Source organism: Streptomyces sp. NPDC030991 (assembly GCF_055571235.1).
Window position 1 is genome coordinate 23,596 of sequence record NZ_JBVIFR010000005.1, and the last position, 16,033, is coordinate 39,628.

Below are 16,033 nucleotides of genomic sequence, written 5' to 3' on the forward strand. Positions count from 1 at the left end.
TAGCCCTAGCAGGAAGCCGCATCTCACGCACAGTCGCCTTCATGGCGTACTCGGGGCGGTCGTGCCGGTTGGCGACCTGATTGCACAGGTGCTCGGCGCGCTCGTAGACAGTCGGCCGCGACCGCTGTGGGGCGGGGGTCGGAGGCTACGGATGTACGGAGGTCATGTCACCGCAGCCGGTTGACCCTGACGCAGGGACAACCTCTCAGCATGGTGGGCATGACGTCGAGAACCAACGCAATCGAGGGCGCCGGACTGCGCACTACATACGGCGACCACGGACTTGTCGACGGCGCCGACCAGGGACCACACCAGGGGACGCTCGTCGACATGCCGACCGGCGACGGAGAGCGGACCGAGCGAGGCGATGGGCCGGTGGAACAGTTCACCGTGCAGCACGACGGCGTCACGATCCCGGTATCCCGCGGCGGCCGGGGACAGCCACTGGTCCTGTGTCCTGGACTGAGCTCGACGCAGGCCGACCTGCAGGAACTGAGCGAGTTGCTCCGACGCGACCACGACGTGGTGACCTTCGACCTCAGGGGCCACGGCCCGGCTTCGGCCGGTGAACAGTACTCCTTCGACGCGTTTCTGAGTGACCTCGTCGCTGTGCTCGCGGCACTCGACCTGCCCTCGGCACCGCTGCTTGTGGGCTACTCGCTCGGCGCGGATCTGGCCGTGCACTACACCGCCGAACGCCCTGACACCATCGCCGGACTTGTCCTCATCGACGGGGCGAACCCCCTGCCCGAACCATTCATCACCGAGATCGACCTGGCGGAGTTCCGCGCAATGGCGGACGGCCCGGCGATACGGCAAGAGGCTCAGCAGGCCCAGGACACCGCGCATCGGGTGTTACTCACCGCACAGGAAATCCTTGACCTGAACCTCGAAATTGATGTGATCCGATCCACGATCCTCGACCAGTACCGGAAAATCGACCACCCCATCCGCATGATCATGTCGACGTCCATCGCCGGCGACAGCGGTGAAGGACGTGCACCCCGGCACAACCGCCTCTGGCGTGCCGGTATCGAGCGGCTCGTCCGCGAGCGGCCGTACATCTCGACCTTCTGGCTCGACGCCGACCACCGGTCGGTCTTCACCCATCCCGCGGAGATCGCGGAGATCATCCGACGGTCCTCAGCTCCGACGGACCGTCTTCTGGGAGACTGACCCGGTGCTGACCATCGGCGAGCTGGCGTCCCATGTGGGAGTGACGGTACGCGCGGTGCGGCACTACCACGCCAAGGGGCTGCTGCCGGAGCCGGAGCGGGACCACTCCGGCTACCGGAGATACGGCGCCGCTGCCGTGGTCGAGCTGATCAAAATCAAAACCCTCGCCGAGGCCGGTGTCCCGCTGGGGCGCGTACGGGAACTACTACAGGCCAACGAGGCGGAGTTCGCCGCGGCGATCACAGACATCGACAAGCGGTTACGGGCTGAGATCCGGGAGCGGCACCGGCACCGGGAGCGGATCGCGGGCCTCGCCTTTGGGGAGCGTCTGGCGCTGCCGCCGGAGGTGGTCGAGTACCTCGACCAACTTCGGGCGCTCGGGGCCGACGAGAGGATCGTCCAGGTCGAACGCGACGGCTGGATTCCACTGGCCGCACTCTGGCCCGGGCGAATCCCGGAGTGGATGGCACGCAAGCGACAGCAGATCAACGACCCGCGGTTCGTCGGCTTCTATCTGACCCTGAGCCAGGCTCTCGATCGCACCCACGACGACCCCCTGTTGATCGAACTCGCCGACCAGCTGGGCGCCTACCTCACACAGCTGGCCGACGAACAGGGTGAGAACTACGTCGAGGACACCGGCATCGAACCATCCTTCGCCAAGCTCATGGACACTCTGGTGTTCGACACCGTGCCGCCGGCCCGGCACCTGATCGAGCTGCTGACGAAGCGAGGCTGGACCGGCTGGACCACACTTGAGCGCGTGGGGCCCCTGGCGCACCCGTGACCAGCAGCCCTTGCAGGCTTCCTCCACACCTACCACCACCACCGCCGATGTCACACCGCGCTCGGCGGACACCCGCCCATCAGACGCGTCAACAACCCTGCAGCGCCACGCGCAGTCTCGTCACTGAGCGTCGGTGCGAGGACGCTCGGTGACGCGGACGGTCAGGGTGAGGCCGTCACAATCTGAGACCGCATCAGATGTCCGCAGGGATCGTGCGGGGTCGCCCGGCGGGGTAGATCACGGTGTTCCGTTGGCGCCGCTCGCGCAGGGGCTGCCGGAGCCGAAGGTGCCACCGCTCCCGCCAGTGCCGCCGTGGTAGAGGATGCCCCCTGTGGCATTGCCGCCGGCGCCGCCGATCCCGCAGACGCCGTCGCTGCTGGCGCCCGACTTGACGCCGCCGTTGCCCCCGGTGCCGCCCTTGCCGCCGAAGTTGTTGATACCTCCGAAGCTCACGCCGCCGGCCCCGCCGATGCCCGCGGCACCGCCCGGGTAGGCGCCCCCGAAGCTGCCGTTGCCACCGTTGCCGGCCTGACCGCCCTTGCCGCCGTTACCTGCGCCGTTGATGCCACCGGCGCCGCCGTTGCCGCCCCCACCACCACCGTGACCGGTGCCGCCGTTACCCGCGTTGCCGCCCGCACCACCGTCCGATCCTCCAGCGCCACCGAGGCCGCCACGGCCGCCGACTCCGGCGTCGGCGCCGGAGTTGCCGCCGAAGCCACCGATACCGCCCGCACCGGCGTGGGCGCCCATGCCGCCGGCGCCGCCTGCGCCGCCCGCACCGTTCAGACCGCCGGTAGCACCGGTGCCCCCGTTGCCGCCGGCGGCGCCGTTGGGTCCGGCGCTGCCGCCGATAGCGCCCGCACCGCCGGAACCGCCGCCGAGGCCCGCCCCACCGTTGCCGCCCGTACCACCGACCCCGCCGAGGACCCCGTTGCCGCCAGGACCTCCCGCACCGCCGGCGCAGTTCCCGGTTCCGGTCGCGGGGCCACCCGCGGTGCCGGGGAAGCCGTTGGGGTGGATGGCGGTGCCGTTGGCACCAGCGATCCCGGCAGTACCAGCGGTACAGGCGAGAGCGGAAGCACCGGCCGGAGAGCCGGCGAAGAGTGTCGCGCCGGCGAAGAGTACGGGCAGGGCGAGGAGGGCTGTGGTCTGTTTCCTGTTCATGACGAGGTTCCTCTGGATCGAGTGAAGCGGGATTGCGGGGGGCGCTGCAGCAGGCTGGTACGAAACCGACCAGGGAATACTCGGTTTCCTGCGAATTTTTCTGCCGCGTGCCGCCGAGGAGCCGGTGACATTCCGGCTCACATCCATGAGACACGCAGATTCCGATATTTGCGGTAAATGGGGAGTGTAATATTCATCGACATTCACCCGAGAGGGAAGCCCTCTGTTAGCAGTAGGAAAACTCATCGAAAATGAGAATTCGGCCGGAAATCTTCGACATTCGGGCCAACCTTGGTCAGGCGAAAATTGCAGGCATCACGCAGCGTGTCGGCGTGTTTGTCAGCGGACCACGGTACTGCCGGAGCAGGACGTAACAGCCACCGGGGATTTCACTGTGCCTTTCGCCATGCGGTTTTCTGTGCGTGCCGCGACAAAGGCGATAAGACCGGCTCCTGCGGCGATGGTGAGATCCGGCCAGGATGGGGGCGAGGTTCCCAGGAGATTGGCGAGGAAGGGTACGTACGCGGCGGCGACTCCCAGGGCGGCCGCAGTCAGCACGGCGGCCGGGAGGGAGGGATTCCGGCGTGTGAACACCCGCTCGCGCAGCCCCAGTGCGACGCCGAGCTGAGCCACCAGCAGGGCCAGGAACAGCACCGTCTGCCAGGGGCCGCCGGTGTGCCGGAGCCATAGGCCCATGCCGAGGCACATCGCCGTGACGAGGACCGACAGCCGCAGAACACGCTGCCACAGGCCGTCGCCGAGGACGTGCTGCTGCGGTCGGCGGGGCGGGTGGTGCATCGCGTCGGGAGAGGCCGGCTCGGCTCCCATGGCCACCCCTGTCAGGCCATGGGTGAGGAGGTTGATCCAGAGGATCTGTCCGGCGCGCAGGGGCAGTGCCAGACCGAGCAGTGGTCCCAGGAGCATGATCAGGATTTCGGCCGCGCCTCCTGCCAGTGCGTAGAGGAGGAAGCGGCGGATGTTGGCGTAGACCCGGCGGCCTTCTTCGACGGCCGCGACGACGGACGACAGTTCGTCGTCGGCCAGGACCAGGTCCGCGGCCTGCCGGGCGACTTCGGTGCCCTTGCGGCCCATGGCTACGCCGATGTCGGCCTGTCGCAGTGCGGGGCCGTCGTTGACGCCGTCGCCGGTCATCGCGGTGATCTCGCCGCGTGCCTGCCAAGCTTCGACGATGTCCAGCTTCTGCCGGGGGGTGGTGCGGGCGAAGACTCTGACTCGGGTGAGATCAGGGACCTTCCCCGCCACCAGTTCCTGCCCCGTGACGACCAGGCCCTGCTGCTCGGCTTCGGCGGCGTCCAGGATGCCGACGCGCACCGCGATCGCGCGGGCGGTTGCCGGGTGGTCCCCGGTGATGAGGACGGACGTGATGCCCGCGCCGCGGCAGGCGCGCACGGTCGTCGCGGCCGCTTCCTTGGGCGGGTCGCTGATGGCCGCGAGTCCCAGCAGCTTCAGACCGGTCTCGCTTTCTGCCGCGGGGTCGGGCAGAACGGTGCGGGACCCCGATGCGACGGCCAGCACGCGGTAGCCCTCGGTGGACAGGGTGGCTGCCTCCTCGCGCGCCCTGCACAGAAGGTCGGGCTCCTCGTCGAGGACGGAGGACTCCAGCACCGCCTCCGGTGCGCCCTTGAGGTAGACACCGATCGCCCCTCCCGGCGCGCTGTGGAGCGTGGTCATGCGTTTGCGCAGACTGTCGAAGGGGACCTCCCCGACCCGGGGGCGGGTTGCAACGAGTTCCTCCCGCGTGCAACCGGCTTTCCCTGCACCGGTCAGCAGAGCGGCTTCGGTCGGATCGCCGAGTGCGGCCCACGATGTGGTCTCCCCGGCGGGCGGAACCAGCGAAGCGTCGTTGCACAACGCCCCCGCGACCAGGACTTCGCGCACCGCATCGGAGAGGGCGGGGGTGAGAGGACGACCGGCGTCCAGGATCTCCCCCACCGGCTCGTAACCGGACCCGGAGATGGTGACGGCGCCGTGCGGGGTCCAGACGCGTTCGAGAAGCATGCGGCCCTCGGTGAGGGTGCCGGTCTTGTCGGTGGCAAGGACGGTGACCGAACCAAGGGTTTCGACGGCCGAGAGGCGGCGTACCACGGCGTTGCGGGTGGCCATCCGCCGGGCGCCCAGGGCCAGTCCGAGCGTGACCACGGCCGGCAGCGACTCCGGTACGGCGGCGACGACGAGGCTGATCGCAGTGACGGCCATCAGTTCCAGCGACTGGCCACGCAGCAGTCCGAGGGCCAGGACCAGAAGACACAGGCCGACGGTGACGAGGGCCAGTACCTTGCCGAGTCCGGCCAGGCGCCTTTGGAGGGGCGTCAGTTGCTGCCTGGGGTGCAGCGAGGCAGCAATGACGCCCAGGGCGCTGTGCGGTCCGGTCGCGGTGACAGTCACCGCGGCCCGGCCGCGTACTACCACGGTCCCGGCCCGTAGCCGCGTGGATTCGGGGTCCTCGCTTCGGTTGTCCTTGTCCACCGGTACGGATTCGCCGGTCAGGGTCGATTCGTCGACCAGGAGTGCGGCGGCCTGGAGGAGGGAGGCGTCGGCAGGCACGATGTCGCCCTCGCCGAGCATCAGGATGTCGCCCGGAACGACTTCGGCGGAGGCGACTTCCAGCTCCGCGCCGTCCCGCAGGACACGCGCGGTCGGCGCGGTCATGGCGGAAAGGGCCGCGACCGCGTTGTCGGCCCGGACCTCCTGTACGACCCCGACGGTGGTGTTGAACAGGACGACCAGACCGATGATGACGGCGTCGGCGTAGTCCGCGGTGGCGATGGTCAGCGCGACCGCCACGAGCAGGACGATGATCAGGGGGTCCCGAAGCTGTGCGAGGACCCGGGACCGCAGGGAGATCGCGGGTGGCGGGGCGAGTGCGTTGGGGCCGTGCTCGGACAGCAGGTGAGCGGCCTGTTCGCTGCTCAGGCCCTTCTCACGGGTCGGGTCGGGGCGAGGGTCGGACGACAGCAACATGAGCGCTCCGGCTGCTCTGGTTCTGGGGCGTCACGGGTTCCGTGACACGAGGAGGTGACGGGCTCCGTGACGTGAGGTGGCGTGCGCCCGGTGACCGGCCGGAACGCGGAAGCCGCCGTCCGGCCGGTCACTCGCCCTCACGACGCCGCCCCGTCTCCGAGAGTCAGTCGGCCCAGGTCCAGTCACTGACCTCAGGGAGATCGGTGCCGTGTGCGCGGATCCAGGCATGGTGGCGCAGCCGTACATCCGCCATCTTCTGGCGCACTGCGGCCGCGCGGACGGCCAGGCCGGGGACACGGTCGATGACGTCCATGACCAGCCGGTAACGGTCGAGGTCGTTGCGCACCACCATGTCGAAGGGTGTGGTCGTGGTGCCCTCCTCCTTGTATCCGCGCACGTGCAGGTTCGCGTGCCCGGTGCGCCGGTAGGTGAGGCGGTGGATCAGCCACGGGTAGCCGTGGTAGGCGAAGACGACGGGCTTGTCCGGGGTGAACAGGGCGTCGTAGTCCGCGCACGACATCCCGTGCGGGTGCTCCTCCCCCGGCAGCAGACGTGCCAGGTCGACCACGTTGACGACCCGGACGGCGAGCTCGGGCAGGTGGTGCCGCAGGAGCTGGGCGGCGGCCATGACCTCCAGGGTGGGAACGTCCCCGGCGCATGCGAGGACGGCGTCGGGTTCCCGCTGGGGGTTCTCGCTGCCGGCCCAGTCCCAGATCCCCACGCCGCGGGCGCAGTGGCCCCGGGCGTCCTCGAGCGTCAGCCAGTCGAAGCACGGCTGCTTGCCGGCCACGACGACGTTGACGTAGTCACGGGAGCGCAGCACGTGGTCCGCCACGGCCAGCAGGGTGTTGGCGTCCGGCGGCAGGTAGACCCGTACGACCTCGGGGGACTTGTTGAGGACGTGGTCGATGAAACCGGGGTCCTGGTGGGAGAAGCCGTTGCTGTCCTGGCGCCAGACGTGCGACGTGAGCAGGTAGTTGAGGGAGGCGATGGGACGCCGCCAGGGCAGCCGACGGGAGGTGCGCAGCCACTTGATGTGCTGGTTGACCATGGAGTCGATGATGTGGACGAACGCTTCGTAGCAGGAGAAGAGGCCGTGCCTGCCGGTGAGAAGGTAGCCCTCCAGCCAGCCCTGGCAGGTGTGTTCGGAGAGGATCTCCATCACCCGGCCGTGCGGGTCCAGGTGTTCGTCGGTGTCCCGGGTCTGCGCCTGCCATGCCTTGCCGGTCACTCCGTACACGGCCTGGAGCCGGTTGGATGCGGTCTCGTCCGGGCCCACGAGCCGGAAGTCGCGCCGCTGAGCGGTGTTCCCCATGACCCCTTCGATGAGGTCGCCCAGGACACGGGTGGGCTCGTGCAGGGTGGTGCCGGGCTTGTCGACGGCGACGGCGTAGCGCTCCAGCGGGGGGATCGGCAGGTCGCGGACGAGCAGCCCGCCGTTGGCGTGCGGGCTCGCGCCGAGCCGCCGTGTTCCGTCCGGGACGCAATCCACCACGGCCGCGCGCGGGCGTCCGGCTTCGTCGAAGAGTTCCTCGGGCCGGTAGGAGCGCAGCCACCGCTCCAACTGCCGCAGGTGGTCCGGGTTTTCACGGACGGCGCTCAGGGGGACCTGATGGGCGCGCCACGTTCCCTCGACGGGAACCCCGTCGACCTCGGCGGGCCCGGTCCAGCCCTTGGGCGTACGGAGCACGATCATCGGCCAGCGCACCCGCTCGGTCACGCCCTCTTCGCGAGCCCGGCGCTGTGCGGTCCTGATCCGGTCGAGTGCGGTGTCCATCGCGTGCGCCATGACGCTGTGCACCCGTCGCGGGTCGTCGCCCTCGACGTGCAGCGGCTCGTGGCCCACCCCCCGCAGGAAGGCGTCGAGTTCCTCCCGGGGCAGGCGGGCGAGCACGGTCGGGTTGGCGATCTTGTAGCCGTTGAGGTGCAGGATCGGCAGGACGGCTCCGTCGTGGACGGGGTCGAGGAACTTGTTGGAGTGCCAGGAGGCGGCCAGGGGGCCGGTCTCGGCCTCGCCGTCGCCGATCACGCATCCGACGAGCAGATCCGGATTGTCCAGGGCCGCACCGTAGGCGTGGGAGAGGGCGTACCCCAGCTCCCCTCCCTCGTGGATCGAGCCCGGCGTCTCCGGCGCGACATGACTGGGCACGCCTCCGGGGAAGGAGAACTGGCGGAAGAGCCGGGCCATGCCGTCCTCGTCCCGGGTCACGTCCGGGTAGGTCTCGGAGTACGTGCCCTCCAGCCAGGAGTTCGCCAGGACGGCAGGCCCGCCGTGGCCGGGGCCCCAGATGCCGACGATGTCCTGACTGTGCTTGCGCGCCACGCGGTTGAGGTGGGTGTGCACCAGGTTCAGGCCGGGTGAGGTTCCCCAGTGCCCCAGCAGTCGGGGCTTGATGTGCTCGGGCCGCAGCGGTTCCTTGAGGAGCGGGTTGGACATCAGGTAGATCTGGCCGACCGCCAGGTAGTTCGCGGCCCGCCAATGCGCGTCCAGCGACGCGATGGCGTCGTCGTCCAGGTACTGGTTCTCTTGCCGGACAAGCGTGGACATGTATCGCTCCTTGTCTGATGCGGAGTCGGCCGAATCGTGCGGCTCACCCCGCCGGTGTGCGACACCGCCCGACGGCGACGATCGCCACTGCGCGCACGTGCCGGGCGGCCTCTCGTAGGTCGCTCCTGCCGGGTGAGGCTCGGGCGAAGCTGAACTCGTGCTCGGCGGAGATCGTGTCGGCGTCGGGGACAGCGTGCGGCGTCTCTCCTGGGCTGCCGTCCCGGCTCGGGCCTCGTCGATCGTGAGGTTCGCCTGCTCGCTCCTACGAGGCTCGGCTCCGACGCGGCCAAGTCGCTGCGGGTTCGCACCGCCGCGCCATCCTCACCGACGTGGCCGTCCGCTGCACATGGTGGGTTGCTGTCGCTGAGTTCCACGTTTCCGGCCGGGCGGCTCGCGCTTCCACGACCTCCGTCACCAGCACGGCCCCGGCCGGAGGCGCGGGATGACGAAGGCCGGCACGGCTGCGGCCACCCGCCGCAGAAGGCCGAGGAAGCCGAGCCCGGACAGGATCGCACGAAGGACGAACATCAAACACAGTCACGGCAGACCTCCCCTGGGAGCGGAGTGGGGCAACGCTGCCGGGGGCCGGGGCTTCACCCATCAACGTACTCCCTCGCGAGAACCGCGGTCTTGAACAGCGTCACGCTCGGCAGGAGGGGCGCTCACGTCACTTCGCCACCATTCTCCCGGCGCAGAGCACTCACTGCACTTTCCTGCGGCCACGCTCACGGCCGTGAACTGTGCGGCAGGACAGCAGAATTGGGGGCCGAGGAACCTTTGGGCATAGGTTGACGCCATGGTGGAGGGGGCGAACTCCGCGGCGCAGACCATGCCGCAGGAGCAGCGGATGAGGGGGCGGCATGCCGCCCGGCGGACGAAGGACAAGGGTGGACTGGCTCGTTCGTCTTTGCTGATGGCGGTGGGCACGGTGGTGTCGCGGGCGACGGGGCTGATCCGTCAGGTGTTGCAGGCCGCGGCGCTGGGCACGGGTTTGCTGGCCAGTACGTACAACACGGCGAACACCGTGCCGACGAGCCTGTACACGCTGTTGATCGGCGGCGCGCTCAACTCTGTGCTCGTGCCGCAGCTGGTGCGGGCCAGGGCGACGCAGGCTGATGGCGGGCGTGCTTATGAGCAGCGTCTGGTCACGCTCGTGGTGTGTGTGCTGGGTGTGGGGACGGCGTTGGCGGTGTGGGCGGCGCCGCAGATCGTGGGCCTGTACATGCGGGACACCCCGGGCAGTCATGAGGCGTTCGAGCTGACGGTGACGTTCGCGCGGTTCCTGTTGCCGCAGATCTTCTTCTACGGCCTGTTCAGCGTCTACGGGCAGGTGCTGAACGCGCGGGAGAAGTTCGGCGCGATGATGTGGACGCCGGTGCTGAACAATGTGGTGCTGGTTGCCATGTTCGCCGCCTACCTGGGGCTGATGGCGGTGCCCGACCGGGTGGAGGACATCAGCTCCGAGCAGGTGTGGTTGCTGGGGATGGGGACGACGGCGGGCATCGCCGTGCAGGCCCTGGCGCTGATCCCGTTCGCGCGGGCGGCCGGCTTCCGTTTCCGGCCGCGGTTCGACTGGCGGGGCACCGGGTTGGGCAGGAGCGTCCACGCGGCGAAATGGACACTGCTGTTCGTCCTGGCCAATCAGGTCGCGCTGACGGTGGTGACGAACTACGCCAATGCCACCGACCAGGAGCTGCCGAAAGCCGGCGCGGGCTACTCGGCCTACACCTACGCACAGACGATCTGGATACTGCCGCAGTCGATCGTGACGGTGTCCCTGGTGACGGCGTTGCTGCCGCGTATGAGCCGGGCCGTCGCCGAGGGGCGTATCCCTGATCTGCGCGCGGATCTGTCCCGGGTGCTGCGGATCAGCGGCGTGATCATCGTGCCCGCCGCGTTCCTCTTCCTCGCCCTGGGGCCACAGATCGCGTCACTGCTGTTCGCCCACGGAACGGCGGATGCCGCCTCGGTCCGACCGCTGGGGTACATGCTGCAGGCGTTCGGGCCCGGGCTCATCCCGTTCTCCGCCCAGTATCTGCTGTTGCGCGGCTTCTACGCGTTCGAGGACACCCGCACCCCGTTCTTCATGGCGGCCTGGATCGGCGGTGTGAACATCGCCCTGGCCACCGCCTGCCATGTGTTGCTGCCTGCCCACTGGGCGGTCGTCGGTATGGCCGGGGCCTACACCCTCTCCTATGCGGCCGGTCTCGCCCTCACCGCGCAGTTGCTGCGTAAGCGGCTCGGGGGGCGTATCGACGACGGCGGCCTGCGCCGCACCTACGTGAAACTGTTCTGCGCCGCAGCCCCGGCCGCAGGGCTGGGCTGGGCTGCGGCGCGTGCCTGTGCGGGCCTGGGAAGCGGAACCTGGCCCACAGCCATCGCGCTGATTGCCGGCGCGCTCGCAACCGTCGCGGGCTATCTCCTTCTCACCCGGCTGATGAAGGTCAGCGAGCTGCGCCGCCTGCCCGGCATGCGGTGAGCCCGGGCGGCAGACGACCCCAGGACTCGGAAGAGTCCGCCGCGAAGTGGGGCCGGTCCGCGCCGCGCCGAACGAAACCGCAGCGGCCGCTCGTTCCACCGAATGCAAGGTGCGCGGGGAAGGAGGCCGACAAGGCCGCCTCATCGGCATCCCCTGGCTCTCACCTGGGGCTGATGGCGATGCCCTCCGGTTCGTGCCCGGTGCGCAGCGTGGCTCGCACCTTCGGGAGCGACGGGTCGATCACCGAAACGGTGTCGGACCCCTCGTTGGTGACCCAGACCCGGCTGCCGCCCGGACTGACGGCCAGGCCCTGGGGCGTCCTGCCCACAGGCACCCTGGACAGGACGCGGCCGGTGCCGGTGTCGATGATGAGGAGCACGTCGGCTCCGGAGTCCGCGGCGTACAGCCGCCGTCCGTCGGGGCTGACACCAAGGCTCAAGGGCGCTTTGCCGACCGGCCACGTCGCCGTCACTTTGCGGGCGGCGGGGTCGATGACCGAGATGCTGCCGGCACCTGTGTTGGCGACGAAGACCCTGTCCCCCTTCGCGGTGGCACAGACGCCGCTGGGGAAAGCGCCGACGGGAATCCGGGCCACGGGTGCGTTCCCCTTGGACAGGACCGTCACATCGTTGCTGCCGGTGTCGGTGACGAACGCCGTGCCGTCGGGCAGCGTGGCGACACTGTGCGGGAGAGCACCGACCGGAGGCGTCGCGATGACCTTACGACTCGCGGTATCGATGACCGAGACATTGTCACTGCCCCAATTCGCCGCGAAAACCCGGCGTCCATCGCGGCTCGCGAAGGCCGAGTAGGGTGAGGCGCCGACCGGTACGGTCGCGATGACTTTGTTACTGGTGGTCTCGATGAAAGAGACCGTGTTCGACCGGCCGTTCGCCACATATACGTGTGAGCCGACAGGGGCCGCGCCCACACCGGTCGGCCCTTTGCCCACACCGATGGTGACGACGGGTCTTTCGAAGCGGACATCGAAGGAAGAGACGTTGCCAGAACCGCTGTTGGCCACGTACGCGACGATGCGCATCGGAAATTCTTCGGGGACCTGGGCGCCCTTCGGTACCGGACGGGGCAACGGCGTCTGCCCGGGGGACGCCGCGGCGGATGTGCACGCCAGCACAGCGAGCATGCAACTGAGCGTCAGACGAACGGGATAGCGGCGACAGCCCAGAGCGGCAGGCTGCCCAGCGCCCAGCGGACGGCCGAACCCTGAGAATCTCGGCATAAATGTACCTTTGCGGCTGGTGTGTGGGAATCCGTAACGGACTGCCTGGTCAACCGCTCGATAGGCACGTCCTGCACGGCCGAGAGTTGAATTCGTCCGTTCGATGGCAGCGATTGCGACAAGTCGACCATTACGCATACTGCCGGAGTCATATGAGCGGGGCCGGCAGCGGGATGACACACCTGCACTCATGAACTCTGTGTTAGGGCCGTCCGGGCCGCCGTTGAAGTAGGCACCGCCACTGCCGAACAGGCGGGTGATGTGTCCGGGTTGGGTGGGTGTTCCCACTTCGATGTCGCGCGACTGCCACAGCCGCCGCGTTCTGTCACGCCCGGGGTGGACTGGACAGACCAGGCTCGGCCTCGGACAGGATGCCGCGGCCGACGAGTCGCTTGAGGTGACGGCCGGTCACCATGGCAGCGCTGGGGCCCTGTGCCCCTGCAGTGGCATTCAGGCGAGGGCGGCCGGCACGGTGGGGAACAGGTCGAGGATGGTGTCCACACCCACGATCTGCAGCACACGCAGCACGCCGGCCTCGGTCCCGGCCAGGCGTAGCCAGCCACCACCGTCGGTGGCCTTGCGGTAGGCGGCCAGCAGGACGTTCAGGCCGGCGGAGTCCATGAAGGGCACGGCGCTCATGTCCACGACGAGGCGCGGGCTCGGCCCCGCCGCTCGGGTCAGCAGCGTCTCGCGCAGGCGGCCACCGGTCTCGTGGTCGATCTCTCCGCACACCGTGATCACATGCGCACTGCCGTGGCTGGTGACGGTGACGGTCAGCCGCTCGGCTCCGGCACTGTCGCTGGTCTTGGGCACGGTTTCCTCTGCGACGACAACAGCCTCCTGTTGAGGCACGGCCCTCAGCATCCTACGCATGGGTGATAGCGCGTACATGCCAGGCAACCGGGGTGTGGTCGAGCCCGGCCTCGCGCAACGGGCGCCTGGCGCTGTGTACGGCGGCACGGACGCGGTTGCTGCGGCCGCCGGGCCGCTGCGTCGAAGCATCCCTGCCTGTGTCATCAGCGACATCCGATAGATCCGCGTGGAGGGCTCCGCGATACCCACACCGCTCAGGTACCGCTCGACCACATCGGCGTACGACGATGGAGGGGCGGACCGGGACACTGCTCGGGCGCGACAACCGAAGCACTCCTGAGTTCGGTCACTGGTTCGCCGGTCACGGCCGCTCCGCCCTCCCGAGACCGACCGAATCCGGCATGACTGCGGCATTGGCGTTCGGACATGCACTCGATCTAGGCTGCGTCGGTTCGTGCCGCACGCCGCGGCCCCGCGACGGAGAGGAAAGCCGATGACCCAGCACGCTGCGGCGGCAGCCCCGGTGCCCGGGCGGCGCCCCGAGCTGGTCCCGGATCCGGGCGTGGAAGCGGCCCGTATGGCTGCAGTACGCCGCTACGACATCCTCGACACACCGCCCGACGGCGCGTTCGACCGAGTGGCGGCGATGGCCGCCCGCCTCTTCGATGTCCCCGTGGCCACCATCACGATCGTGGACAATGACCGCATCTGGTTCAAGGCCGCCCACGGCCTGGAGGGCGTCAAGGAGATCGGCCGCGATCCGGGCCTCTGCGGCTCAGCGATCCTGCGCGACGACGCGCTGGTCATCCCCGACACCCTCCGTGATCCCACGGCGGCAAACAATCCACTGGTCGCCGGAGAGATGGGGGTGCGCTTCTACGCCGCCGCACCGATCACCACCTCCGACGGACACCGACTGGGCACGGTCAACGTCCTCGACACCAAGCCGCGCTCCATCAGCGAGGACGACACCGCCACACTGGCCGACCTCGCGGCGATCGTGCTGGACGAGATGGAGCTGCGGCTGTCGGCACTGCGCGCGCTACGCAACGAGCAGAAGCGGCGGGAGGCAGAACGGGAGGCACGGGAACAGGCGGAGAAGGACAAGACCGCCATCGCCGCGTTCGCCTCCACTCTCCAGCGAACCTTGCTGCCCCCGGCTCTTCCCGTGGTGCCCGGCCTGGAGCTGGCCTGCCACTATCACACCGCCTCCGTACACGATGTGGGCGGTGACTTCTACGACGTGTTCCCCGTCGACGGCAGCCGGTGGGCGTTCTTCCTCGGTGACGTGTGCGGCAAGGGCCCCGAGGCGGCGACCGTCACCGCTCTGGCCCGCCACACCTTGCGCGCCGCGGCCCAGATCGACCCGGAACCGGTCACCGTCCTGAGCACGCTCAACACCGTCCTGCTCACCGACGTCAACCCCGGAAGCCGCTTCTGCACCGCCCTTTTCGGCCTCCTGACACCCCTGGAGACCGGTGGCTTCAGCATCACCGTGGCCACCGGCGGCCACCCGCCCGCCTACCACGTGCGCCCTGACGACAGCGGCGCGGTATGGGTCAAGTCGGTACGCCCCAAGGGGGGCATGCTCATCGGAGCTTTCCCTCAGGCAGCCTTCGCTCAGACCACCTTCTCCCTGGCTCCCGGGGAGGGTCTGTTCCTCTACACCGACGGGCTGACCGAAGCCCACACTCCGCAAGGCGCCATGCTCGGCGAGGACGGCCTGACCGGCTTCCTCCACCGGCTCACCGGTCCCGTGACCGCCCCCTCCCTCGTCGAAGAAACCATCACGTTGCTGGCCTCACTGCCCGATGGAGTCGGCGACGACGTGGCCCTGCTGGCCCTGTCCATACCTGACGCCACAGCGCCAGAGACCGGCGTCGCCGCCACCGCCCACACCACCGCCGCACCCGGACACCTCGGCCTGGAGCGGTGACCGACGTGACCGACACATTTCACCTGACTGTTCACTCCCCCCGCCCCGGCCTCGCCATCGCCACGATCGTCGGAGACATGGACATCCACACCGCGGACGCCCTGCGCTCCGGGGCCCTGGAAATCATCGAACAAGGACACCCGCTCCTCGCTCTGGACCTGGCACAGGTCGGCTTCTGCGACTCCGCCGGCCTCAGCGCGATCATCGGCATCTGGCACGCGGCCCAGGGAGCGGGCGGCTCGCTCAGCCTCGCCGCCGTCCCTGACCGCCTGATCCGTATGCTCAGCATGACCGGCGTCGACTCGTTCCTGCCGGTCCACGCCACCGCCGCCGACGTGACCGGCACTCAGCCCACCTGCGCAGACGGGTAACAACTCCCCGAACACCGCGTCGCGCAGGTCGAGCATTTCGCGGACCCGCGACCTCGTCCCGGGCATACCCGCCAAGACCCGCGGTGAAGTCGTACACGTGGTCTGGCGGGGCGCGTGGCCGCAGTTGCCTGCCCCTCACCGCGTGCGGTGTCCGTCACTGCACCGCGCCGTCCGGGATACACACGTACCCCGGGCCCCATCCGTTGCGCTCCACGTGGCTGGGTTGCGTGGAGCGCAGGCAGTAGAGCCATGCTTCGCGATACGAGGGGTCCGTCAGGATCAGTTCCCGTTCGTCCTCATCGGCGCGGACGAGGCTGTCATGCGCATCGTTCGACAAGATGATCGTGCCCGCCCCCGGCCCGGGGTCTGCGGCCAAGGCCGGGGCGGACCAGGCGGCGGGCCCGGCCAGAGCCAAGAGGATGGCGGCGGTGGCAGTGCCGGTGGCGGTGCGGACGCGCATCTGGGAGTGCTCCCTGCTTCGACGACGACAGGACTTCGCCTGTCTAACCCCGGAGCCCCGACTCGGTCACGCTGCCG

11 protein-coding genes and 1 pseudogene are annotated in these 16,033 nt (G+C 69.2%); 6 read left to right on the forward strand and 6 right to left on the reverse strand.

The window, feature by feature from the left end; translation table 11 throughout:
- Window positions 1-210 precede the first annotated feature (210 nt).
- The 3 genes and pseudogenes from ACZ45E_RS11385 to ACZ45E_RS11395 all read left to right on the forward strand — a co-directional run.
- The gene (locus ACZ45E_RS11385; protein WP_468219292.1) at window positions 211-1,176 is read left to right on the forward strand and encodes an alpha/beta fold hydrolase; all 966 of its coding nucleotides are present in this window, start codon (window positions 211-213) and stop codon (window positions 1,174-1,176) included.
- Window positions 1,177-1,180: 4 nt separating this feature from the next.
- Window positions 1,181-1,963, forward strand: a complete 783-nt coding sequence (locus tag ACZ45E_RS11390; RefSeq protein WP_468219294.1) for a MerR family transcriptional regulator — start codon at window positions 1,181-1,183, stop codon at window positions 1,961-1,963.
- 3 nt (window positions 1,964-1,966) lie between these two features.
- A pseudogene (locus ACZ45E_RS11395) lies at window positions 1,967-2,065 on the forward strand (IS481 family transposase); the annotation flags it as partial.
- 135 nt (window positions 2,066-2,200) lie between these two features.
- On the opposite strand, the gene ACZ45E_RS11400 reads toward ACZ45E_RS11395, so the two are convergent.
- The 3 genes from ACZ45E_RS11400 to ACZ45E_RS11410 all read right to left on the reverse strand — a co-directional run bounded on the left by ACZ45E_RS11400 (window position 2,201) and on the right by ACZ45E_RS11410 (window position 8,657).
- Window positions 2,201-3,127, reverse strand: a complete 927-nt coding sequence (locus ACZ45E_RS11400) for a hypothetical protein (RefSeq protein ID WP_468219296.1) — start codon at window positions 3,125-3,127, stop codon at window positions 2,201-2,203.
- Window positions 3,128-3,466: 339 nt separating this feature from the next.
- Entirely contained in the window at window positions 3,467-6,109 is a 2,643-nt protein-coding gene (locus tag ACZ45E_RS11405; RefSeq protein ID WP_468219298.1) for a cation-translocating P-type ATPase, read from the reverse strand.
- Between the two features lie 163 nt (window positions 6,110-6,272).
- The gene (locus ACZ45E_RS11410; RefSeq protein ID WP_468219301.1) at window positions 6,273-8,657 is read right to left on the reverse strand and encodes a phosphoketolase family protein; all 2,385 of its coding nucleotides are present in this window, start codon (window positions 8,655-8,657) and stop codon (window positions 6,273-6,275) included.
- Between the two features lie 796 nt (window positions 8,658-9,453).
- Between ACZ45E_RS11410 and murJ the strand changes: the two genes are divergently transcribed.
- Complete coding sequence (murJ, locus tag ACZ45E_RS11415; protein WP_468219303.1) at window positions 9,454-11,136, forward strand: murein biosynthesis integral membrane protein MurJ; 1,683 nt, start codon at window positions 9,454-9,456, stop codon at window positions 11,134-11,136.
- 160 nt (window positions 11,137-11,296) lie between these two features.
- On the opposite strand, the gene ACZ45E_RS11420 is transcribed toward murJ, so the two are convergent.
- Together ACZ45E_RS11420 and ACZ45E_RS11425 are read right to left on the reverse strand one after the other, a co-directional pair.
- On the reverse strand, window positions 11,297-12,280 hold the full coding sequence (locus ACZ45E_RS11420; RefSeq protein ID WP_468219305.1) for a YVTN family beta-propeller repeat protein: 984 nt from the start codon (window positions 12,278-12,280) through the stop codon (window positions 11,297-11,299).
- A 546-nt stretch (window positions 12,281-12,826) separates the two neighbouring features.
- Window positions 12,827-13,189 (reverse strand): STAS domain-containing protein, encoded by a 363-nt coding sequence (locus tag ACZ45E_RS11425; RefSeq protein WP_468219308.1) that lies wholly within the window; start codon window positions 13,187-13,189, stop codon window positions 12,827-12,829.
- Between the two features lie 493 nt (window positions 13,190-13,682).
- Here ACZ45E_RS11425 and ACZ45E_RS11430 point away from each other — a divergent pair, with 493 nt between their 5' ends.
- Together ACZ45E_RS11430 and ACZ45E_RS11435 are read left to right on the forward strand one after the other, a co-directional pair.
- Window positions 13,683-15,125, forward strand: a complete 1,443-nt coding sequence (locus ACZ45E_RS11430) for a PP2C family protein-serine/threonine phosphatase (protein WP_468219310.1) — start codon at window positions 13,683-13,685, stop codon at window positions 15,123-15,125.
- A 5-nt stretch (window positions 15,126-15,130) separates the two neighbouring features.
- Window positions 15,131-15,496 carry an STAS domain-containing protein gene (locus ACZ45E_RS11435; protein ID WP_468219313.1) on the forward strand — a complete coding sequence of 122 codons (366 nt, stop codon included), beginning with the start codon at window positions 15,131-15,133 and terminating at the stop codon, window positions 15,494-15,496.
- Between the two features lie 154 nt (window positions 15,497-15,650).
- On the opposite strand, the gene ACZ45E_RS11440 is transcribed toward ACZ45E_RS11435, so the two are convergent.
- Window positions 15,651-15,956 (reverse strand): hypothetical protein, encoded by a 306-nt coding sequence (locus ACZ45E_RS11440; protein ID WP_468219314.1) that lies wholly within the window; start codon window positions 15,954-15,956, stop codon window positions 15,651-15,653.
- Window positions 15,957-16,033 lie beyond the last annotated feature (77 nt).